Here is a 21,667-nt window from a genome sequence, read left to right as displayed (position 1 = left end):
TGCGTGTTACGGGTGTTGCGACGAGCGCATGCGTAGCACGCGGGCGGCGTACTCGTCGGCGTCGCGTTGTTCGCGGCGGGCGTCCTTGCGGGCCTGCACCTCATCCTGGCGCGTTTGCAGCACTTCGTACGAGCCGAGCTTCTGCTTGCTGCGCTGCCATTCGGGCTTGGCGGCTTCCACGCGGGCCGTCGCCTGCTCCAGAATGCGCCGCTGCTGCTCGATCGCGGCGTCGAGCGTGTCGATGAACGCCTGGAAATTGCGCACGTTGCCGGCGGCCATGCCGCTGCGTGCCGATTCGGTGAAGCGCGCGTGATACTCGTCGCGGTACGTGATGAGCGCCTCGAGCTGCTTTTCGACCTCGCCGCGCTCGCGCTGCACGCGGCCGAGCTTTTGCGTCGCGGCGTCCACGTCGTCCTGAGCGAGGCCAATCAAGGTTTGCAGCGCGGTTTGCTTCGTCATCATCTGGCTCCAATCAGTTGGCCGAGCATCTCGACGCTCTGATCATAGTTCGCGGTTTCGCGAAAACCCTGCTGAAGAAAGGCCTCGATACGCGGATACAACGCGATCGCGCGGTCGAGCACGGCGTCGCGCCCGGTCACGTATGCACCCACGTTGATGAGGTCGCGGTTGCGCTGGTAGCGCGAAAGCATCTGCTTGAACGCGCGCGTCTGGTTCAGATGCCGGTCGTCGATGAGCGCGGTCATCGCGCGGCTGATCGATGCTTCGATGTCGATGGCCGGATAGTGCCCGGCCTCGGCGAGCGCGCGGGAGAGCACGATATGGCCGTCGAGAATCGCGCGCGCCGAGTCGGCGATCGGGTCCTGCTGGTCGTCGCCTTCGGTGAGCACGGTGTAGAACGCCGTGATCGAGCCGCCGCCCTCGGGCCCGTTGCCGGTGCGCTCGACGAGCGCCGGCAGCTTCGCGAACACCGAAGGCGGATAGCCCTTGGTCGCGGGCGGCTCGCCGATGGCGAGCGCGATCTCGCGCTGCGCCATCGCATAGCGCGTGAGCGAGTCCATGAGCAGCAGCACGTGCTTGCCCTGGTCGCGGAAATATTCGGCGAGCGACGTGGTGTACGCGGCGGCCTGCATGCGCAGGAGCGGCGACACGTCGGCGGGCGCGGCCACGACGACCGAGCGCGCGAGGCCTTCCGTGCCCAGGATCTGCTCGATGAATTCCTTCACTTCGCGGCCCCGCTCGCCGATCAGGCCGATCACGATCACCTCGGCGCTGGTGGCGCGCGCCATCGTGCCGAGCAGCACCGATTTACCCACGCCCGAGCCCGCGAACAGGCCCATGCGCTGGCCGCGCCCGACCGTGAGGAGCGCGTTGATCGCGCGTACGCCCACGTCGAGCACCTTGTGGATCGGCTCGCGGTTCAGCGGATTGATGACGGGCGCGGTGAGCGGTGCGTCGGCCTCGGTATTGAGCGCGCCGAGCCCGTCGAGCGGCTTGCCCGAGGCGTCGACCACGCGGCCGAGCATGCCCCAGCCCACCGGCAGGCGCTTGGCGCCCGCCATCGGGTCGGCGATGGGCGCGGTTTCCAGCGGCCAGACGCGCGCGCCGGGCAAGAGGCCCGCGACCTGGGTCGTCGGCATCAGAAAGAGTTTGTCGCCGCCGAAGCCGACCACTTCGGCTTCGGCCATCGGCAGCGAGCTGCCCGGCGGCAGTTCGATCATCACCTCCGCGCCCACGGCGAGCCGCAGCCCCACCGCTTCGAGCACGAGGCCCGCGGCCCGTGTGAGGCGCCCGCAGCCGCGCAGCGGCAGCGCAAGCGCATTGCGCTCGCGCACGCGGTTCAGGACCGTGTTCCAGGAAACGAGGTGGGGGTTGGCCGGGTCGTAATTCGCCGGCGGCGTGTAAGGGGCTGCCTCGGGCGCGGCGTTGGTTTCGGCCGCGTCGCCAGAGTCGGCAGAGTCGACTGCATCGGCCGCAAGCGCGGCGCTGATCGCGTCGATGGCGTCGATCTCGCGTGCCTTGCGCGCCTTGCGGCCGCTTGAGCCGCTTGAGCCGCTTGAGCCGCTTGAGCCGCTTGAGCCGCTTGCGCCCTTGGAGCCGGCGCCGCCCACGAGCACCGCGCGGGTTTGCGCGGGGTCATGCGCGTGCGGGCCGAATGAGGCGAGCGCGAGTTCCTGCTCGAGCGGCGTGAGGCCGCCCGTGTGTATCGTCTTTTGGCTCGTCGGGGTGGGCGGGTTCACCATGGCCTTGCCTTGCCGAGCGCCGCGCTCACGCGTTCCCAGCGTGAGTTGACGCTGGCGTCCGTTTCGCCCGTCGCGGCCTGCGCGCGGCAGCCGCCGCGCTCGATCGCCGGGTCGGTGCGCACGCTCCAGCCGCGCGCCTGCAAGTCTTCCATCAGGTAGGCCTCGACGATCGGCAGATCGGCCGGGCTCACCACGAGCTGCGGCGAGCCGACGAGCTGCGGCTCGGCGGCCAGCACTTCGCGCGCGACCGCGACGAGCGCCGTGGGGTCGTGCTGCACGTGCTGGCGCACGACCTGCTGCGCGATGTCGAGCGCGAGCTCGACGAGCGTTTCGGCCACGCCCGCCTGCACCGTTTCGAGCGCGTCGCTAAAGCGGCTCGCCAGCGCCGCGAGCTGCGCCGCTTGCGCGCGCGCCTCGGCCTGGCCCTGCTCGAAGCCCTGCTGGCGGCCCTGTTCGTGGCCGGCCTGGTAGCCGAGCGCCTGGCCCGCCACATGGCCCGAGCGCAGCCCTTCCTGGTGCGCGGCGTCGCGCAGGCTCTGGAGCTGCGCCTCGAAGGCGGCAGTCTCGTCGGGCGTGGGCGGCGGCGGCGGGGGAGGCGGCGGATCGAACGACGCCATCTCCCAGCGCTGGTACGCCGAGCGATGGCCGTTCGCGGAGGTCGTGTCAGACATAAGCGTCTTCTGCCTTGCCGCCGATCACGATCTGACCGCTTTCGGCGAGATTGCGCACGATTTGCAGGATGCGGCGCTGTTGCGCCTCGACTTCCGAGACGCGCACCGGACCGCGCGCGTCGAGGTCTTCGGCGAGCAGTTCGGCCGCGCGCTGCGACATGTTCGAGAGGAACTTGGTGCGCAGCGCGGGCGGCGCGCCCTTGAGCGAAATGATGAGCGACTCCGACTCGACTTCCTTGAGCAGCAGCTGGATCGCGCGGTCTTCGAGGTCGAGCAGGTTCTCGAACACGAACATCTGGTCGATGATCTTCTGTGCGAGTTCGGCGTCGTACTGGCGCACGTTTTCGAGCACGCCTTCTTCGTGCTGGCTCGTCATGAAGTTGAGGATCTCGGCCGCCGTGCGGATGCCGCCCATCGGGCTGCGCTTGAGGTTGTCGCTGCCCGAGAGCAGGTTCGTGAGCACGTCGTCGAGCTCGCGCAGCGCCTGCGGCTGAATGCCGTCGAGCGTCGCGATACGCAGCAGCACGTCGTTGCGCAGGCGCTCGGCGAAGCACGAGGCGATTTCCGAGGCCTGGTCGCGGTCGAGGTGCACGAGGATCGTGGCGATGATCTGCGGGTGCTCGTTCTTGATGAGCTCCGCCACCGACCCCGAGTCCATCCACTTGAGGCCTTCGATGCCGCTCGTGTCGCCGCCTTGCAGGATGCGGTCGATGATCGCACCGGCCTTGTCCTCGCCCAGCGCCTTCGTGAGCACGTTGCGGATGTAGTCGTTCGAGTCGAGCGAGAAGGCCGTGTGCTGCTCGGCTTCCTTCACGAAGTCCTGCAACACGGCTTCGATTTCTTCGCGCTTGACGTTCTTGAGCGCCGCCATGGCGGCGCCGATTTTCTGCACTTCGCGCGGACCGAGGAACTTGAAGACCTCGGAGGCCTCCTGCTCGCCGATCGACATGAGCAGCAGCGCGCTCTTGGTTGCGCCTTCAGCGTTCATCGTTCACCCAGCTCTTCACGACGGTTGCGACGATCTTCGGATCCTGGCGCGCGATGTTGCGCGCGTATTCCAGGTTGCGTTCGAACTTGTTCTTCTCGTTTTCGAAGGCGAGCAGGGCGGCTTCGCTGTCCGCGCCGTCTTCGCCTTCGCCGGCGGCGGCGCGCGCGGACTCGGGAATGCCGTCGAGCAGCAGCGGCTCGCCGTCGGCCATGCCGGGCAGCGCGGGCGCCACCGGCTCGGGCGGCGGGAACGCGCGGCGCAGCGCCGGCTTCACCATCACGAAGTAGAGGAACAGTGCCACCGCGCCAATGCCAAGCCACGTCGCGATCTGCTTGGCGAGCGCGATGATGTCGGGCTGACGCCACCACGGCAGGTTCGCGTTCGGGTCGACTTCCTGCTGGAACGCGGCGTTCACCACGTTCACCGAGTCGCCGCGCTTCGCGTCGTAGCCCATCGCGTCCTTCACGAGCTGCTCGACCTGCGCGAGCTTCTGCGCGTCGAGCGGCTGCATGGTGGCGTGACCCTTGGCGTCGACCTTCGGCTGATAGTTCACGATCACGGCCACCGAGAGGCGCTTGACGTCGCCCGGCGCCTGTTGATAGTGGCGCACGGTCTTGTCGAGCTCGTAGTTCGTGGTGGTGTCGCGATGATCGGAAACCGGCACCGCGGCCGAGGCGCCGTTCGCACCCGCCGGGGCGCTCACGGGCGCGGAAGCGGGCTGCGGCGGCTGGTTCGTGAGCGCGCCGGGCACGCCGCCCGCGCCGCCTTGCTGCATCTCCGTGGAGATGTTCTGCTGCTGGCTGCGGATCGCGGCGGCCTGCTGGTTGCCGTTCGGGCCGTAGGCTTCCGAGGTCTGTTCGAGCTTGGAGAAGTCGAGGTCGGCGCTCACCTGCGAGCGCGCGTTGCCGGCGCCGAAGAGGGGCGCGAGGATCGCGTCGATGCGCGCCTGGGTGTCGTGCTCGACCTGGCGCACGAACTTGAGCTGCGAGGCGTCGAGGCCCACGCCCGTCGCGCTTTGCGTGAGCAGGTTGCCGTCCTGGTCGACCACCGTGACGTTGCGCACGGGCAGGTCCGGCACGGCAGAAGCCACCATGTGCGTGATGGCGGCGACCTGGCCGTCGTCGAGGATGCGGCCCGGATACAGGTTCACGAGCACCGAGGCGGAAGGCGCTTCGCGCTCGCGCACGAACACCGAAGGCTTCGGAATGGCCAGATGCACGCGCGCGGACTTCACGCTCGCGATCGACTGGATGGTTTGCTCGAGCTCGCCTTCGAGCGCGCGCTGGTAGTTGATCTGCTCGGCGAACTGGCTGATGCCGAACTTCTGGTTGTCCATCAGCTCGAAGCCCACCGAGCCGTTCTTCGGCAGGCCCTGGGAGGCGAGGCGCAGGCGCATTTCGTTGACCTGCTCGGCGGGCACGAGAATGGCGCCGTTGCCGTCGGAAAGCTTATAGGGAACGTTTGCGGCCTGGAGCGCGGTAATGATCGCGCCGCCGTCACGGTCCGACAGGTTGCTGTACAGCACCTTGTAGTCGGGCGCGCGCGACCACAGCACGAGGCCGGCGACCACGGCCACGAGCAACGCCACGGCGAAGATCAGCGGCGCGCGCGGGTTGCCGCGCACGTTGCGCAGCGACGAGAGCGAGCCCAGGCGCTGCGCGAAGCCGCCGCCGAGGTCTTCCGCGCCGCCCACGCCTGCACCCGCGCCGACGCCGGGCGAGGCGCCCGCGCCAGAGGGGGCGAGGCCCATGCGGGCGTCGGGGTTGATCAAAGAGTTGGCAGACGAATCCATGCGACGGGTTTCTCCGGAGGCTTCCAGGTCTCGCCGCGCACGGCGGAGACTTTCACGTCAGGCATTATCCGCAGCCCATGGCAAGCCGATTGCGCGAATAGAGCCGGGTTTTCCCCCTACTTTCGGGGCTGCCGGAACGGGCCCGCTGCTATGCTCTCCTCCAGATTCGGCGCTCTGTCAGCGCGCCGTGCCGCTCCGGCGCTGCCGCATTGCAGCGAACGCCGCAGCCGGCCAGGGGCTCCTCCCCCTGAATTTCCCGCGTGTCCCCTTTTCGTGGAGCAAACATGACCGTGCCAGTATCTCCGCTCACGTCCGCCCTCGCGCAAATGCAGTCGATGGCGACGCAGGCGGCCGGCGGCCCCACCGCAGCCGACGAGAAGTCGGGCGCGGCGACGGCCGGCGGGTTCGCCTCGGCGCTCAAGGCGTCGCTGGACAAGATCAGCGACGACCAGCAGAAGGCGGTGGGCGAGTCGCAGGCGTTCGAACTTGGCGCGAACAACGTGTCGCTCAACGACGTGATGGTGGACATGCAGAAAGCCAACATCGGCTTCCAGTTCGGCCTTCAGGTGCGCAACAAGCTTGTGACGGCCTACACCGACATCATGCAGATTCAGGTCTGAGGCTGACCGAATCGGTGAAAGAAGCGGTGAGAGAAGCGGTGACGGAAGCGGTGGCTGAAGCCTTCGTCCGCGCGGCGCGCTAAAGCTTCCCCCTCTACGTTCCGATAACCCGGCTAGAACCGCACGGTGTCGCGAGCTTCGCGGCGCACCGGGCGGGTGCACCCACAGCCAAACGTATCGAGGAGAAGCGCCGATGTTTTCCCCTGCCCACTCTGGAGCCAACGCCTATTCACGCGTAGGCGTCGAAACGGGGGTCATGGGTGCGAGCCCGCACAAGCAGATCACGCTCCTGTACCAGGGAGCGCGGCAAGCCATTGCGCTGGCGCGTATGCATTTGCAGGCGGGCAATGTCGGCCCGCGCTGCGAGGCGGTCGCGAAGGCGATCCGGATTGTCGAGAGCGGGCTCCAGCTCGCGCTGAACCTGGAGGCGGGCGGGCAGATCGCCCAACGCCTCAACGCGCTGTACAGCTACATGACACGGCGCCTGCTGGAAGCCAATATCAATCAGAGCGAGACCATGCTGATCGAAGTCGACGGTCTGCTGGCTACGCTCGAGGAAGCCTGGGTGGGGATCGGGCCGGAAGTGGCGAGGATGGGCGAACAGTCGTCCGCGCCACCGCCCGGCTCATTGACGAGATGAGTTCAAAAGCAGACTACTTCGCGCGCTACGAAGCGATCGCGGCCGTCTCGGGGCAGATGCTCTGCGCCGCGCGCGACGCACACTGGAACGATCTGATCGGCTTGCAGGAGGAGTATCGACATCTCGTCGATGCCCTGAAGGACGCCGAAGGGATCGTACGGCTCACGGTCGCCGAACGCTCGCGCAAGTACGAGCTGATTCGACAGATACTCTCCGACGACGCCGCCATTCGCGACCTCGCGAGTCCCTGCATGGCGCGACTCTCGGCGCTTTTCTACGGCACCGCGCAGCCTGCGCGGGTCTTGCAGGAAATCTACGGGGCGCGCTAGCGCGGTGAGTGCCGTGAAGCTGTGAGCGCGGCGCTCGCGCGCAGATCCGGAAAACCATGAACGGAATCGACACGGGAGCCGCCGCGCTCCTCGCGAGCCGCATCGCGGCGCTGACGCCGGTTGGCTCGCAAGGCAGCGCCGGAGCGGCGCAAACGGGCGTCTCCGCGCTCGCGACAGGCACCGCCGCGCTCGCCGACACCCAGGCGGGCACGAGCGCCTCGCAGGACTCGGCGCAGACCGTGCTCTCGGCGGTTGCGCTCGCGCTCGACGCCATCATCCGCTCGGGCGGCGAAGCGACGCCTGCCGTGGTCGGCCGCGCGCCGCTCTGGGCCAGTCCCGAAGCCGACGCGCAGACGGGCGCGCCAGGCGGCGCGGCGTCGTTGCCGCTGCCCTTGCCGCCAGGCGGCACCGCGGGCTCGCAAGCCGAAGCCGCCGCCGCCGCGCTGCTCGCGGATGTGGCGATCGCGGTGCAGGGCGAGGCAGCGGCCGACCTTCCCGATACGGCCGGCAGTGCCAGCACGCAAGCGGGACCACCCGCACAAGGCACGCCCGCCCAGTCAGGGCCGACCGCGCAAGCGCCTTCGGCCCCGCAAACCGGCCAGAGCGCGCCGACAACCCAGACACCACAGACGGCGCAAACCGCCCACGCCGCCCAGACCGCCGCTGCCGCGCAGACGGGCCCGGTGGCCGCGCTCGCGGCTTCGCTCGCGCGGACCGTGAGTACGAGCGGACTGTTCTACGAGGCGCATCTCGCGCAGTGGCTGCGCGGCCAGCGCGCGCCCGCCGATCTCGCCGACGAACCGCAGAACCGGCTCTTTACCGCCAACGCGCAACTTTCGCTCGACTGGGCCCACGCCTCGGACGATATCGACGACGTGCAGTGGACCGAATTGCTCTCCGGCACGGCGAGCGACGCCCAAGGCAGTGCGCGCGGCGAAGCGGGCAATGCCGCGAACACGCCGAATGTGCCGAACGCGCCAAATATGCCGAACCCTGCCGACGCGGGCCTCGCGCGCGCGTTCTCCGCGCTGCCCGAGGCGCACGCCGAAGCGCTGATGGCACAGCTGCCGGGCCAGGCCCAGGCGCGCGCGGGCGTCCTGCTCGCCGATACGCTGCTGCCCGCCATGCACGACGCCACCGCGCAATCCTTGGGCGCGTCGGTGCATGCGTCGGTGATTCCGCTTGTGCGCCAGCAGCTCGATCTGCTCGCGACTGGCGAGTTTCGCTGGAACGGCGAGGCGTGGCCCGGCGTGCGGGTGGACTGGAGCATCCAGCAAGACGAGTACGAGGCGCGCGACCCGCGCCACGGCAGCGGCGCGGACGGCGACGACATCCCATGGCGCACGCGCCTCACGCTCGCGCTGCCGAAGCTCGGCACCGTGGACGCGGAACTCACGCTCACCGGCGCGACGCTCGCGGTGCGCGTGCAGGCGAGCACGGGCGGCGCCGCGCGCCTGAACGCCGAGAGCGAGGCGCTGCGCGGGCGGCTCGAAGCGCTCGGCCTCACGCTCGCGGGCTTGTCGATTCGCGAGATCGGCAGCGGCGTTACGACGAACGCCGCCGAGGCGGCACGCGCCGCGAGCGCCTACGCGGCGCAAACGGAGCCGGCGAGCGCCGCGGCGGGTGCATCGCACGCGCCGAATGGGCCGAATGGCCAGAACGGGCCGGGCACGCCGGAAAAATCAGGCACTCGCGACGCCGCGGGCGCGAACGATCAGGACTGGGAACTGTGATGAGCCGCACGCACCGCAAGAGCGCCGCCGCGCTCGCCTACGACGCGCCCGAGGCGGACGGCGCGCCGCGCGTGGTCGCGAAGGGCTACGGCCTCGTCGCGGAGATGATCGTGCAGCGCGCGAAGGAGGCGGGCCTCTACGTGCACGAAGCGCCGGAGATGGTCTCGCTGCTGATGCGCGTGGACCTCGACGCGAAGATTCCGCCACAGCTTTATCAGGCAGTGGCCGAACTGCTCGCGTGGCTGCATCGCCTCGAAGCGCAGGACGAGGCGAAGCCCGAGAGCGCCGCCGAAGCGCAAGACGCCAAGGCCGCCGCCGCAAACGCAAACGCAGCAGGACGCAGCATCCACGAGATCCGCGCGATCGGCGGAGCGCACGGCGGCCGCCCCGCGCTGCCCTTCAAGCCTTCAACATCAACTTGATCAGCAGGCCGAACAACCGGCCGTAAGGCGGCGCGATGAGCCCGCGCGCGTTCAGCCGCGCCTGGGTGAACACGGGCTTCATCTTCGAGAACGTGACGAAGCCCTCGTAGCCGTGATACGCGCCCATGCCGCTCGCGCCGACACCGCCGAACGGCAGCCCCTCGGCCGCGATGTGCATGAGCGTTTCGTTGACCGCCATGCCGCCCGCCACCGTTTCGCGCGTCACGCGCTCGACCGTGCGGGCGTCGTCCGCGTAGAGGTAGAGCGCGAGCGGGCGCGCTCGCGCGTTCACGTAGCGCAGCGCTTCGTCGAGCGTGTCGTAGGGCACGAGCGGCAGGATCGGTCCGAAAATTTCCTCCTCCATGAGCGCAGTTTGCGCAGGCGCGTTCGTCACGATGACGGGCGCGAAGCGCCGCGTGGCCGCGTCGTGCGTGCCGAGCGCGTGGAGTTGCGCGCCGCCCGCTCCGGCTTCGTCGGCGAGGCGTTGCAGGCGCTCGAAGTGGCGCGCCGAGATGATCGAGGTGTAGTCGCGGTTGTTGGCGAAGTCGGGATAAAGCTGCGCAAAACGCGTGCGCGCGCGCGCGATGAAGGCGTCTTCCTGGCCGCGCGGCAGCAGCACGTAATCGGGCGCGATGCAGGTTTGGCCGGCGTTGAGCGTCTTGCCGAGCAGCAGGCTGTCGACCGCGTCATCGAGCCGTGCATGCTCGCCGATGATGACGGGCGACTTGCCGCCCAGTTCGAGCGTGACCGGCGTGAGGTTCGCGGCGGCCGCGCGCATGACCTCGTGCCCCACGCGCGTCGACCCCGTGAAAAGCAGGTGGTCGAACGGCAGCGCGCTAAAGGCGGCGCCAACCGCCGCGTCGCCGTTCACGACCGCCACGTGGTCGCGCGCGAAGGTCTTGCCGATCAGTTCCGCGAAGAGTGCCGAGGTGCGCGGCGTCAGCTCCGACATCTTGATCATCGCGCGGTTGCCCGCCGCGAGCGCGCACACGAGCGGGCTCGCGGCGAGCAGCAGCGGATAGTTCCACGGCACGACGATGCCCGCCACGCCGAGCGGCTGCGGCACCACCTTCGCGCGGCCCGGCAGCAGCCACTTGCCCACGGCGCGCCGCTGCGGCTTCATCCAGCGCGCGCCGTGCCTGAGCGCCGCATCGATTTCCTGCTTGAGGACGACGAACTCCGCGAGCGCGACCTCCGCCTTCGAGCGCTGGCCGAAGTCGGCGTTCATCGCTTCGGCGAGCGCGTCGCGGTGCGCGAACAGCACGTCGCGCAGCGCCTTCAGGTTGCGCGCGCGCGCATCCCAGGCGGGGAACGGCTCGCGCAGGAAGGCGTCGCGCTGCGCGGCGAGCAGGGCGGCGAGCGGGGCGCGCGCGTCGCCTTCGTGTGTGCTGTGTGCTTCGGCTGCGTGAGGCGCGAGATGTTCGGGCAAATCCTGCTTCATGGTCGGTCCTCTCGGGGCTCCTTAGTGCGAGGCGAACGCCCGCTCGATGATTGCCGCGTGGTCGAAGCGCGCGGGCAGCGTGCCGAACACGCGGTCGCAGTCGGCGTCGTGTTCGTCGAGACGCGTGGCGATGAATGCATCGGCCATGACCTGCGGCCCTTCGCGCAGCAGCATGGCCTGCGCGATCAGCACGATCTGCTGCGCGATGCGCCGCGCGCTCGCCTCGCGCGTGCCGGGCGCGCCGTTGAGCAGCACCGAGAGCCGGTCGAGCGCGGCGTTGAGCACGGGGTGCGTTTGCGCGTCGCGCCGCCACGCGAGAAAGAGCGCCTGCGCGGCGTCGGCTTCGCGCTCCAGCGCGCGCAGCACGTCGAGGCACATCACGTTGCCCGAGCCTTCCCAGATCGAGTTGACGGGCGCCTCGCGGTAAAAGCGCGCCATCGGCCCTTCTTCGACGTAGCCGTTGCCGCCCCAGACTTCCATGGCCTCGCCCGTGAACGCGAGCGCGCGCTTGCAGACCCAGAACTTCGCCGCGGGCGTGACGATGCGCCGCCAGGCGCGCGCTTCGAGCGACGCCAGGTCGCTGTTTGCGTTCGCATCGCCCGCTGTGGCCTCGGCGTTGTTCTCGAACGCGCGCGCAAGACGCATGAAGAGCGCCGTCGCCGCTTCCGATTCGAGCGCGAGATCGGCCAGCACGTTCTGCATGAGCGGTTGTTCGGCGAGCACGCGGCCGAAGGCGCTGCGGTGGCGCGCATGGTGGATCGCCTGCACGAGCGCGGCGCGCATGAGCGCCGCGCTGCCGATCACGCAGTCGAGCCGCGTGTAGTTCGCCATCTCGATGATGGTGGGCACGCCGCGGCCTTCGTCGCCGATCATCACGCCGTAGGCGTCGAAGAACTCGACCTCGCTGCTCGCGTTCGAGCGGTTGCCGAGCTTGTTTTTCAGGCGCTGCACGTTGACGGCGTTTTTCGTGCCGTCGGGCCGGTAGCGCGGCACGAAGAAGCACGAGAGACCGTCGTGCTCCGTGGTGCGCGCGAGCACCAGATGCGCGTCGCACTGCGGCGCGGAGAAAAACCACTTGTGGCCGGTGAGCCGATACGCCGCGCCGCGCCCCGTTTCGATTCCGGCGGCGCGCGCCTCCGTGCGGTTGCTGCGCACGTCCGAGCCGCCTTGTTTCTCGGTCATGCCCATGCCGATCATCATCGAGCGCTTTTGCGCGAGCGGCAGGTCGCGCGCGTCGTGCTCGCGCGTGTAGAGCGGCTCGCGCAGCGCCTCGAACAGGGCGGGCTCGCGCTGGAGCACGGGAATGCTCGCGAACGTCATGGTGAGCGGGCACAGCGACCCCGATTCCAGTTGCGCGTGCAGGAAATAGCCCGCGCAGCGCGCGGCCATCGCTCCCGGACGCGGGTCCGAGTAAGGCAGCGCGTGCAGGCCTTGCTCGCGCAGCAGCGCCAGCAACTGATGCCAGGCGGGGTGGAATTCGATCGCGTCGATGCGCTCGCCGCGCGGGCTGTGCGTGTGCAGTTCCGGCTCGTGGCGGTTGGCGAGATCGGCGAGCGCAAGCGTTTCGGCTCTGCCGAGCGCCTCGCCGTGGCGCGCGAGCGCTTCGCGGTGCCAGTCGGCGCCCGCGCGCGCAAGCGCTTCGCCGAGCGCGGCGTCGGTCGTGAAAAGGTTGTAGTCGACGAGCGGCGGCGCCTGATTCGTGACTTCGTGGGTCGTGCCGGGGCGATGCGTGAGTTCCGTCGGGTTCATCTGCGTGTCTCCCATGCAAAGGCGCGGCGGCGTGCATGATGCGCTGCCATTCGTATTGTGTTCGCTGTCGTGGCAAGCAGGCCGCTGCAAAGCGGCCGCTGTGTGCGTCGCGTCCGTCACCTGAGCGATGCGCGGGCGCTCCACCGCTCCCTGTGCATCTCCGGGGTTCTCCGTGCCGCTTGCCGGAACCTCGCGGTTTTCAGCGCGCTCGGCTGAACCGCCTTTCATCATAGGCGGCTACGCGTTTCCCGGTTTAGAGGGGATGCTCTGACATAAAAGCTGACCCCGGCATCGGACGCTTCCTACAATGCGCCATTAAAGCCGGAAACGAACGAGCGTGCAAATAGCGCGCCGGACAGAGGGAGACGATGCAATACGACTACATCATCGTAGGCGGCGGCTCGGGTGGCGCGGCGCTGGCGGGCCGTCTGGCCGAGCGCTGTCCCGGCGCGAGCATCGCGCTCATCGAAGCCGGTCCGCACACGGCGCGCAATCCGTTCGTCAACATGCCGCTGGGCGTCGCCGCGCTCGTGCCGTTCCGCACGAAAAACAATTACGCCTACGAAACCGTGCCGCAAGCGGGACTCGCCGGTCGGCGCGGCTATCAGCCGCGCGGCCGCGGCTTCGGCGGCTCCGGCGCCATCAACGCGATGATCTACACGCGCGGCCATCCGCTCGACTACGACGAATGGGCGCAACTGGGCTGCGCCGGCTGGGCGTGGCGCGACGTGCTGCCGTACTTCCTGCGCGCCGAGGACAATGCGCGCGGCGCGAGCGCCTGGCACGGCGTGGGCGGCCCGCTCGCCGTGGCCGATCTGCGCGAGCGCAATCCGGTGGCGGCGCGCTTCGTCGAGGCCGCGCGCGAGGCGGGTTTTCGCCTGAACGACGACTTCAACGGCGAGCAGCAGGAGGGCGTCGGCTTCTATCAGGTGACGCAGCGCGGCGGCGAGCGCTGCACGGTGGCACGCGCGTATTTGTATGGCCGCGAGCGGCCGAACCTGCATTTGATCGCGGGGGCGACGGTCCTGCGCGTGAGCTTCGACGGCGCGCGCGCGAGCGGTGTCGAGCTTGCGCGCGGCGGGGCGGTCGAAACGCTGCGTGCGCGCGCCGAAGTGATACTCGCGGCGGGCGCATTCAACTCGCCGCAACTGCTGATGTGCTCGGGCATCGGTCCCGCCGACGAACTCCGCGCGCTAGGCATACCGGTGCGCCACGACGCGCCCGAAGTGGGCCGCAATCTGCTCGACCACATCGACTTCACCTTCAACAAGCGCGTGCATTCGAGCGAGACCGTGGGCTATTCGCTGCGCGGCGCCGCGCGCATGACGGCGGGTCTCGCGAAGTATCTGCACGGGCGGCGCGGCATGCTCACGACCAACGTCGCGGAGGCGGGCGGCTTCCTGAAGAGCCGCGCGGAGCTGGCGCGGCCCGACCTGCAACTGCACTTCTGCACGGCCATCGTCGACGATCACAGCAGGCGGCTGCACTGGGGACACGGCTATTCGCTGCACGTGTGCGTGCTGCGCCCGGCGAGCCGCGGCACGGTCACGCTCGCGAGCGCCGACGCGCGCGTGGCGCCCGTGATCGACCCGCGCTTTCTCTCCGATGCGCGCGACCTCGATCTGCTCGTCGACGGCGCACGCATGGCGCGGCGCATCCTCGACGCGCCCGCGCTCGCGAAAATGGGCGGCCGCGAGCTCTACACGCATGCGGGACAGAGCGACGCGCAACTGCGCGAGACGATCGCCTTGCACGCCGACACGATCTACCACCCCGTCGCGACCTGCCGCATGGGCGGCGACGCGCGCTCGGTCGTCGACGCGCAATTGCGCGTGCGCGGCGTGGAGGGATTGCGCATCGCGGACGCCTCCGTGATGCCCACGCTCATCGGCGGCAACACGAATGCGCCGAGCGTGATGATCGGCGAGCGCGCCGCCGACTTCGTCGCGCATGCGCGTCTCGGGCGCGCTGCCGATATCCAACGCGTCACTGTCTGACGCGCTACTTCGTTGTTTCTTGCTTTTCGCTGACTCATTGCGGCTTGCGCAACGGGGCGCACTGTCGCCTCGTTTCCACTCGAACGCCGCGAATAATCCGAGTTTTATAGGTTTTTCGTCAAAGAATGTTCGGTCGGCCGGTTACGCGCAATTTCGAGATTTCGCACTCCCTATAATCGCGCTCGCATTTGGGCGTGTCAGGTGGCGCGTCCGCGAACTGGAGGGTCCGCCTCGATGAGCATCAATGTCTTTCATCTGCTGGAAACCGTTTTGAGCGAGCAGGTCGTCAAATCGCTCGGCGCGCGCTACGGGCTCACGCCCGAACTCACGCGCAAGATCTCGGGTGCCGCGGCGCCGGCGATCATGGCCGCCATCATGCATCGCGGAACGACGCCCGAGGGTGCGCGCAGCCTGTTCTCCACGATCATGTCGCCCGAGGTCAATGCGCAGATCGGCAAGCAGTTGCCCGACCTGCTCACGAGCACGGCGGGCCTGAGCCAGCTCGAAGCCACCGGCCGCGAACTCGTGCAGAAGGCGACGGGCGCGAATGTCGGCGCCCTTTCCGACGCCGTCGCGGCGCAAACGGGCACGCCGCAATCCACGGCCTTTTCGCTGGCCGGCGTGGTGGGCGCGGCGATGATGGGGATTCTGAAGCACCACTTCACGGCTTCCCAGGGCTTCGTCGGGCAACTGCCGACGCTGCTCGGTCATCAACTGTCGTCGGTCAACGCGAGCCTCACCGACCGTCTCGCAGGCGCCGTGGGCCTCGGCAGCGCCGCCGCCTTCGCGGGCTCGATCCTGAGCCGCCTGAAGGATGTTTCCGCGCATCTCGATCATCCGCAGCCGGTGGTGCGTCCGGTGCCCGCTTCGGTGCCGCCGCAAACCGTTGGCATGTCCACGCCGCCCATCGTCGAGGAAAAGCGCCGTCACCACTGGCTGTGGTGGCTGCTTGCCGCGCTTGCGCTGATCATCGCGTTCTTCGCGCTGCGTTCGTGCCAGCACGACGAGCAAGCCGCTCCGGAAGCGGCGGCAAGCGCGCCGCCGGCGGCGGTTGCGGCGTCCGACGCGGCTTCCGATGCAGCGGCGCAATCGGCAGCTCAAGCCGCTTCGCAAGCGAACAGTGCTTCCGCTGCGGTCGCGGCCTCGGGCACGGTCGCTTCGGGCGCGGTGGCCGCCGTGGCTGCGAGCGACGCCGCACCGGCGCCGACCCAGGACTCGCACCTCTCGTTCACGGTCGACAAATCCGGCGTGCCGACGATCACCGCGACGGTGGGCACGGAAGCCGAGAAGCAGCAACTCATGGACGCGCTCACGAAAAAGTTCGGCGCAGGCAAGTTCACGGCCAACGTGAACGTCGACGCGGCGACGAAGCCCGCCGAATGGCTCGCCCACCTCGACGGCCTGCTGCCGCTGATGGCGCTGCCCGGCGCGGAAGTGAAGATCGACGGCACGCACGTCGAACTGAGCGGCGCGGCCGCCGACGCGAAGGCGGGCTGGCTCGACAAGCTCAAGGCGTTGTTCGGCTCGGGCTTCGACATCGGCGTGTTCAACGTGCAGAAGGCCGTGGCCGACGCCACGCAGTCGTTCCGCGACGCGGTGAAGGGCCTGTTCGCCACCGACGCTTCGTGCGCGGGCGCCGATGTGGCGAAGGTGCTCAACCTGCAAGTGGTGAACTTCAAGACGGGCAGCTCGATCGTGCCGGCCTCCGCCGCGGACGATCTGCGCCAGTCGGCGCGGGCGCTCATCGCGTGCTCGAAGCGCGGCCAGCCGGTCTCGCTCGAAGTGGCAGGCTACTCGGACAACGTGGGCGACAAGGCGGCGAACCTCGCGCTTTCGAAGCAGCGCGCGCTCGCGGTGCGCACTTACCTGGCGTCGCAGGGCGTGCCGCTCAGCCGGCTCACGGCGCAAGGCTACGGCGACGTCAATCCGGTGGAAAGCAACGACACGGAAAGCGGCCGCTTCCACAACCGCCGTATCGAGTTCATCGCGAAGCAGTAAGGGCGCGGTGTGATGCGGCAGTAATGCGGCAGTGATGCAGGAAGCCGTCCGGCGCGAGCCGGGCGGCTTTTTGTTTTGCGCTGTCCCGCTTCAGGACGATTGCCCCGGCCGCTTTTCCAGCCCCGGCGGGTGCACGAAGTCATCGAGAAACGTGAACGGCTTGCCATACTCCGCACGCGCGACGTCGAGCCACGCGCGCGCCGCGTGAGAGAGATAGCCGCTGCGCTTCCAGCCAATCGCCATGTCCCAGGTGATTTGCGGCTCGCTCACGGGCAGGCAGGTGAAGCGCTCGGCGTCGAGGCGGCGCACGTACGGCGCGGGCAGGAGCGCAATGCCCACGCCCGCGAGCACGAGCGCGGCCATCAGATCCCAGTGGCCGCTGCGCCCCACCACCTGCGGCACGAAGCCGGCCGTGCGGCAGGCGTTCAGCACGACGTCATTGAGCGCGAGGCTTTCGCCGTAGAACACGAACGGCTCGGCGGCCAGCTCCGCGAGCGGCACGGCCAGCTTGTTGTCCCAGCGCGAGCCGCGCCGCGCGACGAGCCACAGCAGCTCGTGCGCGATCGGCAGAACGTCGATGAGCGCCGGGTCCACGGGCAGCAGCACGCCGCCCAGCTCCAGCTCGCCCGAGATCAGCGCGGCCTCGATCGCGCGCGAACCCTGCTCGAAAAGCTTGAGCTCGATCTTCGGATAGCGCTGGCGGAAGGTCGCGATGGCGGGCGTGAAAAGCGAGCCGCCCATCGGCGGGATGCCGATGGTGAGCTCGCCGCGCCCGAGCGTGCCGAGATCCGCGAGTTCGGCCTGCAACTGCGCCTGCGCGGCCAGCACGTCCTGGCCGCGCTGATAGACGATGCGGCCCGCGTCGGTGAGCACCATCTGGCGCGCGTCGCGCAGGAGCAACTGCGTGCCGGTTTCGTCTTCGAGCGCCTTCACCATCTTGCTGATGGTCGGCTGCGTGACGTGCAGTTTCTCGGCCGCGGCGGTGAAGCTTTTTTGCCGCACCACCTCGATGAAATAGCGAAGCGCGCGCAGTTCCACGATCGGGACTCCAGAAGTGTGCAGAAAAAACCCTAAACGGGACGCCAGGCTGGTGCATTCCAATATGGAATGAGCAAAATGATCCTAAGTCATTATGTTTATGCTGCGCTGCACCCTATACTGACTTCCACTCCAGTGTCACTTAGGGTTTGCCATGACTGCGCCGAACACGTCCGCAACAGTCTCCGAAAGCGCCGCGCCCGGCACGGGCGGGATGGCGGCCGTGAGCCGCCGCATCGGCCGTATCGCGGTGCAGTCGGCGTTGCTCGCGGGGCTCTGGTATGTCGCCGACATGCTCACGCGTCTCGCGCACCTGCCGGTGCCCGGCGGCGTGGTCGGCCTCGTTTTGCTGCTCGCGCTGCTCTTTTGCGGCGGCGTCACGCCGCGCTGGGTGAAGGCGGGCGCCGACTGGCTGCTCTCCGACATGCTGCTGTTCTTCATTCCGGCCGCCGTGGCGGCCGTGAAGTACGGCGGCCTCTTTCGCGCCGACGGCTGGCGCCTCGCGCTCGTCGTGGTGGGCGGCACGCTCATGGTGATGGTGGCCGTGGCGTTCGCCGTCGAACAGGCCGCGCGACTGGAGCGGCGCCTCGCGCTGCGCCGCGTGCGTCATACGCGCCATCTGGCGCGGGCCTGAGGTCCAACGTTCTGAATCGAGAGTGAGGGTGATGGCGTCATGAACGCGTTCTATTCGTCCCTGTTCGCCGACGACGCGGCGCGGCTCATCGCCGCCGGCTGCTTCATCCTCACGGTCGCGCTCTATTTCGCCGCGAAGGCGCTCTATGCGCGTTATCGCTCGCCCTGGCTCACGCCGCTCGTCGCGGTGCCCGTGGTGCTCGGCGTGCTCGTGCTCGCGCTCCATATTCCGTATCCCGTCTACTTCCAGGACACGCGCTGGCTCATGTGGCTGCTCGGCCCGGCCACGGTGGCCTTCGCGGTGCCGATCTACGAATACCGCGACCTGCTCAAGCGCCACTGGATCTCGCTCGCCGTGGGCGTGACGGTGGGCATCGTCGTGGCGGTGGGCGGCTCGCTCGCGCTTGCCAAGCTGCTGCATCTCTCGCCCGAACTCCAGCGCAGCCTGATGACGCGCTCGATCTCCACGCCGTTCGCGCTCGCCGTGTCCGACAAGATCCACGCGCCGCGCGACCTCACCGCGCTGTTCGTGATCGCCACGGGCGTGTGCGGCATGCTGTTCGGCGAACTGGTGCTCGGCCTCGTGCCGCTGCGCACGCGGCTTGCGCGCGGCGCGCTCTTTGGCGCGGCGGCCCACGGCGTGGGCACGGCGAAGGCGCGCGAACTGGGCAGCGAAGAAGGCGTGGTCGCGAGCCTCACGATGATGATCGCGGGCGTGGTGATGGTGCTGCTCGCGCCCGCGCTGGGGTTCTTGCCGATTTGACCGGGACGGGCGCGTGGCGTGGCCGCGCCCGGACTTTATCGGGATGGGCTTTTTTCCGACGCGGGTAGGATTCGCCGCATTGTCGCGTAAGCCGCTGGGATAGCGGCTTGCGCGTTTCCGGTCACCATCACCTCGTTTCATGCAACCCATCACCATCATCGTCGCGTGCCACAACGGCGCGACCACGCTTGCCCGCGCGCTCGACAGCGCGATCGCGCAGGGCGAAGCCGAACGCATTCTCGTCGTCGACGACGGCTCGACCGACGCCTCCGCCAACATCGCACGCATCTACGCGATGCGCGAACCGCGCGTGCGGCTCGTGCAGATGCCAGGCACCGGCGGCGCGGCCCGCGCGCGCAACTGGGGTGCGTTGCAAGCCACCACGCCGTACCTCGCATTCCTCGAAGTCCGCGACGAATACCTGCCGGGGGCGCTGGCCGCCGCTCATGCGCACCTGGTGCAGCATCCGCACGAAGCGGCGATTCGCCTCGATGTCGATTACGACGGCTTCCCAGAGCGGTTCACCACGCACCCCGATTTCGCCAGGCATACCGAAGCGCTCAGCAATACGGTGCCGAGCAGTCTCGTGATCCGGCGCGGCGCCTTTCTCGCGCTGGGCGGCTTTCCCATGGACGAAACCTTTCGCCGCTATGGCGGTGAAGACGGCGCGCTTGCGTGGGCGCTCCATGAGGCATTCGGACAGCGCCGCCTGATCGACGCGAAGCGGGTGCGCCTGCACTACCAGGCGGGCACCTACGCGGAACACTATCTGAGCATCCAGCTCGGCCTGAGCGACGTGCCGGTGGCCACGCAGGACGAGACGCTGCGCGCATCGCGGGCCTTTCTCGCCGCGGCGATGGCGAGCGTGCAGCAAACACGCGGACTCAGCGTGAGGCACGCGGCTTGATGAGGCGCGTGCGAGGGCGGCACCGGTTGCAGCACCGGTTGCGGCACCGATTGAGCCGCAAATCGCCGCACCCATCTCGTCGCGCAGCCGCCATCTCGATTTGCTACAATCACGCCTCGTCTTCGAGGAGCGTTGCGACGGGTTTTCTGTAATCCGCCAGGCTCGAAGGTGCTCAATACGGCGGACTCCCTGAATCCGCCGCACTGAAACGGCGCTCACGTCTTTAATTTCTAGTCACTTTTAGAAAGGAGGGCGTGATGAACGCCGCAGTTCCGCAAGATCAAGCCAAAGATTTCATCGTCGCCGACATGTCGCTCGCAGCCTGGGGCCGCAAGGAACTCGACATTGCCGAGACCGAAATGCCGGGCCTCGTGCAAACCCGCGAAGAATACAAGGCGCAGCAGCCGCTCAAGGGCGCGCGCATCGCCGGTTCGCTGCACATGACCATCCAGACGGGCGTGCTGATCGAAACGCTCACGGCACTGGGCGCCGACGTGCGCTGGGCCTCGTGCAACATCTTCTCGACGCAAGACCACGCTGCTGCCGCCATCGCTGCGGGCGGCACGCCGGTGTTCGCGTTCAAGGGCGAATCGCTCGACGAATACTGGGAGTTCTCGCACCGCATCTTCGAATGGCCGAACGGCGAGTTCGCCAACATGATTCTCGACGACGGCGGCGATGCCACGCTCCTGCTGATCCTCGGCTCGAAGGCTGAAAAGGACCGCTCGGTCATCGCCAAGCCGACGAACGAAGAAGAAGTCGCGCTGTACAAGTCGATTGCCGCGCACCTCGACATCGACCCGACGTGGTACTCGAAGCGCCTCGCGCACATCAAGGGCGTGACCGAAGAAACCACGACGGGCGTGCACCGCCTGTACCAGATGGAAAAGGAAGGCCGTCTGCCGTTCCCGGCCATCAACGTCAACGACTCGGTCACGAAGTCGAAGTTCGACAACCTGTACGGCTGCCGCGAGTCGCTCGTCGACGGCATCAAGCGCGCGACCGACGTCATGATCGCGGGCAAGATCGCTGTCGTGGCCGGTTACGGCGACGTGGGCAAGGGCTGCGCGCAATCGCTGCGCGGTCTGGGCGCCACGGTGTGGGTCACGGAAATCGATCCGATCTGCGCGCTGCAAGCCGCGATGGAAGGCTACCGCGTCGTGACGATGGAATATGCCGCCGACAAGGCCGACATCTTCGTGACGGCCACGGGCAATTACCACGTGATCGGCCATGACCACATGAAGGCGATGCGCCACAACGCGATCGTCTGCAACATCGGCCACTTCGACTCGGAAATCGACGTCGCTTCCACGCGCCAGTACCAGTGGGACAACATCAAGCCGCAAGTCGACCACATCATCTTCCCGGACGGCAAGCGCGTGATCCTGCTGGCCGAAGGCCGCCTCGTGAACCTGGGCTGCGCCACGGGCCACCCGTCGTTCGTGATGTCGAACTCGTTCACGAACCAGACGCTCGCGCAGATCGAACTGTTCGTGGAAGGCCAGAAGTACGAGAACAAGGTGTACGTGCTGCCGAAGCATCTGGACGAGAAGGTCGCGCGCCTGCACCTCGCGCGCATCGGCGCGAACCTCTCCGTGCTGTCCGACGACCAGGCTGCGTACATCGGCGTCGACAAGAACGGTCCGTTCAAGCCGAACCACTATCGCTACTAAAGCGATACATCGCGATACAAAGTGGGCTGCGGTTTTAAGCCCGCTTTAAGCGGTCAGGCGGATGCTGCC

General features: G+C 68.3%; 19 protein-coding genes and 1 riboswitch. Of the genes, 11 read left to right on the top strand and 8 right to left on the bottom strand.

Annotated features, from left to right (window positions below; genetic code table 11):
• Nucleotides 1-6: 6 nt before the first annotated feature.
• From fliJ to fliF, 5 genes are read right to left on the bottom strand one after another with little or no spacing between them, the layout of a single operon-like run.
• Nucleotides 7-459, bottom strand: coding sequence for a flagellar export protein FliJ (gene fliJ, locus C7402_RS00380; RefSeq protein ID WP_116609310.1), 453 nt, complete (start codon nt 457-459; stop codon nt 7-9).
• Nucleotides 459-2,201 carry a flagellar protein export ATPase FliI gene (gene fliI / locus C7402_RS00375; RefSeq protein WP_244314711.1) on the bottom strand — a complete coding sequence of 581 codons (1,743 nt, stop codon included), beginning with the start codon at nt 2,199-2,201 and terminating at the stop codon, nt 459-461. The genes fliJ and fliI overlap by 1 nt, the downstream gene beginning before the upstream one ends.
• Complete coding sequence (gene fliH, locus C7402_RS00370) at nt 2,195-2,872, bottom strand: flagellar assembly protein FliH (protein ID WP_112169871.1); 678 nt, start codon at nt 2,870-2,872, stop codon at nt 2,195-2,197. Before fliH ends, fliI begins: the two co-directional genes overlap by 7 nt.
• Complete coding sequence (gene fliG / locus C7402_RS00365; protein ID WP_112169870.1) at nt 2,865-3,860, bottom strand: flagellar motor switch protein FliG; 996 nt, start codon at nt 3,858-3,860, stop codon at nt 2,865-2,867. The genes fliH and fliG overlap by 8 nt, the downstream gene beginning before the upstream one ends.
• Nucleotides 3,850-5,652 (bottom strand): flagellar basal-body MS-ring/collar protein FliF, encoded by a 1,803-nt coding sequence (fliF, locus tag C7402_RS00360; protein WP_112169869.1) that lies wholly within the window; start codon nt 5,650-5,652, stop codon nt 3,850-3,852. Before fliF ends, fliG begins: the two co-directional genes overlap by 11 nt.
• A 284-nt stretch (nt 5,653-5,936) precedes the next feature.
• On the opposite strand from fliF, the gene fliE reads away from it, so the two are divergent.
• From fliE to C7402_RS00335, 5 genes are all read left to right on the top strand, one after another.
• Nucleotides 5,937-6,272 carry a flagellar hook-basal body complex protein FliE gene (gene fliE / locus C7402_RS00355; protein WP_112169868.1) on the top strand — a complete coding sequence of 112 codons (336 nt, stop codon included), beginning with the start codon at nt 5,937-5,939 and terminating at the stop codon, nt 6,270-6,272.
• Between the two features lie 193 nt (nt 6,273-6,465).
• A complete protein-coding gene (fliS, locus tag C7402_RS00350) occupies nt 6,466-6,912 on the top strand; it encodes a flagellar export chaperone FliS (protein ID WP_112169867.1) in 447 nt (148 codons plus the stop codon).
• Nucleotides 6,909-7,241 (top strand): flagellar protein FliT, encoded by a 333-nt coding sequence (locus C7402_RS00345; protein ID WP_112169866.1) that lies wholly within the window; start codon nt 6,909-6,911, stop codon nt 7,239-7,241. Before fliS ends, C7402_RS00345 begins: the two co-directional genes overlap by 4 nt.
• Nucleotides 7,242-7,297: 56 nt before the next feature.
• Nucleotides 7,298-8,974: a flagellar hook-length control protein FliK gene (fliK, locus tag C7402_RS00340; RefSeq protein ID WP_116609309.1), complete on the top strand. Its 1,677-nt coding sequence runs from the start codon at nt 7,298-7,300 to the stop codon at nt 8,972-8,974.
• Nucleotides 8,974-9,396, top strand: a complete 423-nt coding sequence (locus C7402_RS00335) for an EscU/YscU/HrcU family type III secretion system export apparatus switch protein (RefSeq protein WP_116609308.1) — start codon at nt 8,974-8,976, stop codon at nt 9,394-9,396. Before fliK ends, C7402_RS00335 begins: the two co-directional genes overlap by 1 nt.
• Here C7402_RS00335 and C7402_RS00330 read toward each other — a convergent pair.
• Entirely contained in the window at nt 9,374-10,837 is a 1,464-nt protein-coding gene (locus C7402_RS00330) for a coniferyl aldehyde dehydrogenase (protein WP_116609307.1), read from the bottom strand. The two genes, C7402_RS00335 and C7402_RS00330, sit on opposite strands and share 23 nt — an antisense overlap.
• 21 nt (nt 10,838-10,858) lie before the next feature.
• Nucleotides 10,859-12,586 carry an isovaleryl-CoA dehydrogenase gene (locus C7402_RS00325; protein WP_116609648.1) on the bottom strand — a complete coding sequence of 576 codons (1,728 nt, stop codon included), beginning with the start codon at nt 12,584-12,586 and terminating at the stop codon, nt 10,859-10,861.
• 368 nt (nt 12,587-12,954) lie between these two features.
• On the opposite strand from C7402_RS00325, the gene C7402_RS00320 reads away from it, so the two are divergent.
• Both C7402_RS00320 and C7402_RS00315 read left to right on the top strand, forming a co-directional pair.
• The gene (locus tag C7402_RS00320) at nt 12,955-14,583 is read left to right on the top strand and encodes a GMC family oxidoreductase (RefSeq protein WP_116609306.1); all 1,629 of its coding nucleotides are present in this window, start codon (nt 12,955-12,957) and stop codon (nt 14,581-14,583) included.
• Between the two features lie 234 nt (nt 14,584-14,817).
• Nucleotides 14,818-16,581: an OmpA family protein gene (locus C7402_RS00315; protein WP_116609305.1), complete on the top strand. Its 1,764-nt coding sequence runs from the start codon at nt 14,818-14,820 to the stop codon at nt 16,579-16,581.
• Nucleotides 16,582-16,671: 90 nt separating this feature from the next.
• Here C7402_RS00315 and C7402_RS00310 read toward each other — a convergent pair whose 3' ends face one another.
• Nucleotides 16,672-17,619, bottom strand: coding sequence for a LysR family transcriptional regulator (locus C7402_RS00310; protein ID WP_116609304.1), 948 nt, complete (start codon nt 17,617-17,619; stop codon nt 16,672-16,674).
• 154 nt (nt 17,620-17,773) lie between these two features.
• Between C7402_RS00310 and C7402_RS00305 the strand changes: the two genes are divergently transcribed.
• The 4 genes from C7402_RS00305 to ahcY all read left to right on the top strand — a co-directional run bounded on the left by C7402_RS00305 (nt 17,774) and on the right by ahcY (nt 21,598).
• Nucleotides 17,774-18,253 carry a CidA/LrgA family protein gene (locus C7402_RS00305; RefSeq protein WP_372460394.1) on the top strand — a complete coding sequence of 160 codons (480 nt, stop codon included), beginning with the start codon at nt 17,774-17,776 and terminating at the stop codon, nt 18,251-18,253.
• A 39-nt stretch (nt 18,254-18,292) separates the two neighbouring features.
• Entirely contained in the window at nt 18,293-19,015 is a 723-nt protein-coding gene (locus tag C7402_RS00300; RefSeq protein ID WP_112169858.1) for an LrgB family protein, read from the top strand.
• 139 nt (nt 19,016-19,154) lie between these two features.
• Nucleotides 19,155-19,922 carry a glycosyltransferase family 2 protein gene (locus C7402_RS00295; RefSeq protein ID WP_116609303.1) on the top strand — a complete coding sequence of 256 codons (768 nt, stop codon included), beginning with the start codon at nt 19,155-19,157 and terminating at the stop codon, nt 19,920-19,922.
• 118 nt (nt 19,923-20,040) lie between these two features.
• A riboswitch (S-adenosyl-L-homocysteine riboswitch) is annotated at nt 20,041-20,146 on the top strand.
• Between the two features lie 33 nt (nt 20,147-20,179).
• Nucleotides 20,180-21,598, top strand: coding sequence for an adenosylhomocysteinase (gene ahcY, locus C7402_RS00290; protein WP_116609302.1), 1,419 nt, complete (start codon nt 20,180-20,182; stop codon nt 21,596-21,598).
• The last annotated feature ends 69 nt before the right edge of the window (nt 21,599-21,667 follow it).

It is taken from the genome of Paraburkholderia unamae (assembly GCF_003096875.1).
GTDB classification, from domain to species: domain Bacteria; phylum Pseudomonadota; class Gammaproteobacteria; order Burkholderiales; family Burkholderiaceae; genus Paraburkholderia; species Paraburkholderia unamae.
This window is presented reverse-complemented; position numbering and strand designations above follow the sequence as displayed.

What these genes read in the sequence shown, in the direction of transcription:
- fliJ (WP_116609310.1), bottom strand. Translation starts at nt 459, where the DNA reads ATGACGAAGCAAACCGCGCTGCAAACCTTGATTGGCCTCGCTCAGGAC.
- fliI (WP_244314711.1), bottom strand. Translation starts at nt 2,201, where the DNA reads ATGGTGAACCCGCCCACCCCGACGAGCCAAAAGACGATACACACGGGC.
- fliH (WP_112169871.1), bottom strand. Translation starts at nt 2,872, where the DNA reads ATGTCTGACACGACCTCCGCGAACGGCCATCGCTCGGCGTACCAGCGC.
- fliG (WP_112169870.1), bottom strand. Translation starts at nt 3,860, where the DNA reads ATGAACGCTGAAGGCGCAACCAAGAGCGCGCTGCTGCTCATGTCGATC.
- fliF (WP_112169869.1), bottom strand. Translation starts at nt 5,652, where the DNA reads ATGGATTCGTCTGCCAACTCTTTGATCAACCCCGACGCCCGCATGGGC.
- fliE (WP_112169868.1), top strand. Translation starts at nt 5,937, where the DNA reads ATGACCGTGCCAGTATCTCCGCTCACGTCCGCCCTCGCGCAAATGCAG.
- fliS (WP_112169867.1), top strand. Translation starts at nt 6,466, where the DNA reads ATGTTTTCCCCTGCCCACTCTGGAGCCAACGCCTATTCACGCGTAGGC.
- C7402_RS00345 (WP_112169866.1), top strand. Translation starts at nt 6,909, where the DNA reads ATGAGTTCAAAAGCAGACTACTTCGCGCGCTACGAAGCGATCGCGGCC.
- fliK (WP_116609309.1), top strand. Translation starts at nt 7,298, where the DNA reads ATGAACGGAATCGACACGGGAGCCGCCGCGCTCCTCGCGAGCCGCATC.
- C7402_RS00335 (WP_116609308.1), top strand. Translation starts at nt 8,974, where the DNA reads ATGAGCCGCACGCACCGCAAGAGCGCCGCCGCGCTCGCCTACGACGCG.
- C7402_RS00330 (WP_116609307.1), bottom strand. Translation starts at nt 10,837, where the DNA reads ATGAAGCAGGATTTGCCCGAACATCTCGCGCCTCACGCAGCCGAAGCA.
- C7402_RS00325 (WP_116609648.1), bottom strand. Translation starts at nt 12,586, where the DNA reads ATGAACCCGACGGAACTCACGCATCGCCCCGGCACGACCCACGAAGTC.
- C7402_RS00320 (WP_116609306.1), top strand. Translation starts at nt 12,955, where the DNA reads ATGCAATACGACTACATCATCGTAGGCGGCGGCTCGGGTGGCGCGGCG.
- C7402_RS00315 (WP_116609305.1), top strand. Translation starts at nt 14,818, where the DNA reads ATGAGCATCAATGTCTTTCATCTGCTGGAAACCGTTTTGAGCGAGCAG.
- C7402_RS00305 (WP_372460394.1), top strand. Translation starts at nt 17,774, where the DNA reads ATGACTGCGCCGAACACGTCCGCAACAGTCTCCGAAAGCGCCGCGCCC.
- C7402_RS00300 (WP_112169858.1), top strand. Translation starts at nt 18,293, where the DNA reads ATGAACGCGTTCTATTCGTCCCTGTTCGCCGACGACGCGGCGCGGCTC.
- C7402_RS00295 (WP_116609303.1), top strand. Translation starts at nt 19,155, where the DNA reads ATGCAACCCATCACCATCATCGTCGCGTGCCACAACGGCGCGACCACG.
- ahcY (WP_116609302.1), top strand. Translation starts at nt 20,180, where the DNA reads ATGAACGCCGCAGTTCCGCAAGATCAAGCCAAAGATTTCATCGTCGCC.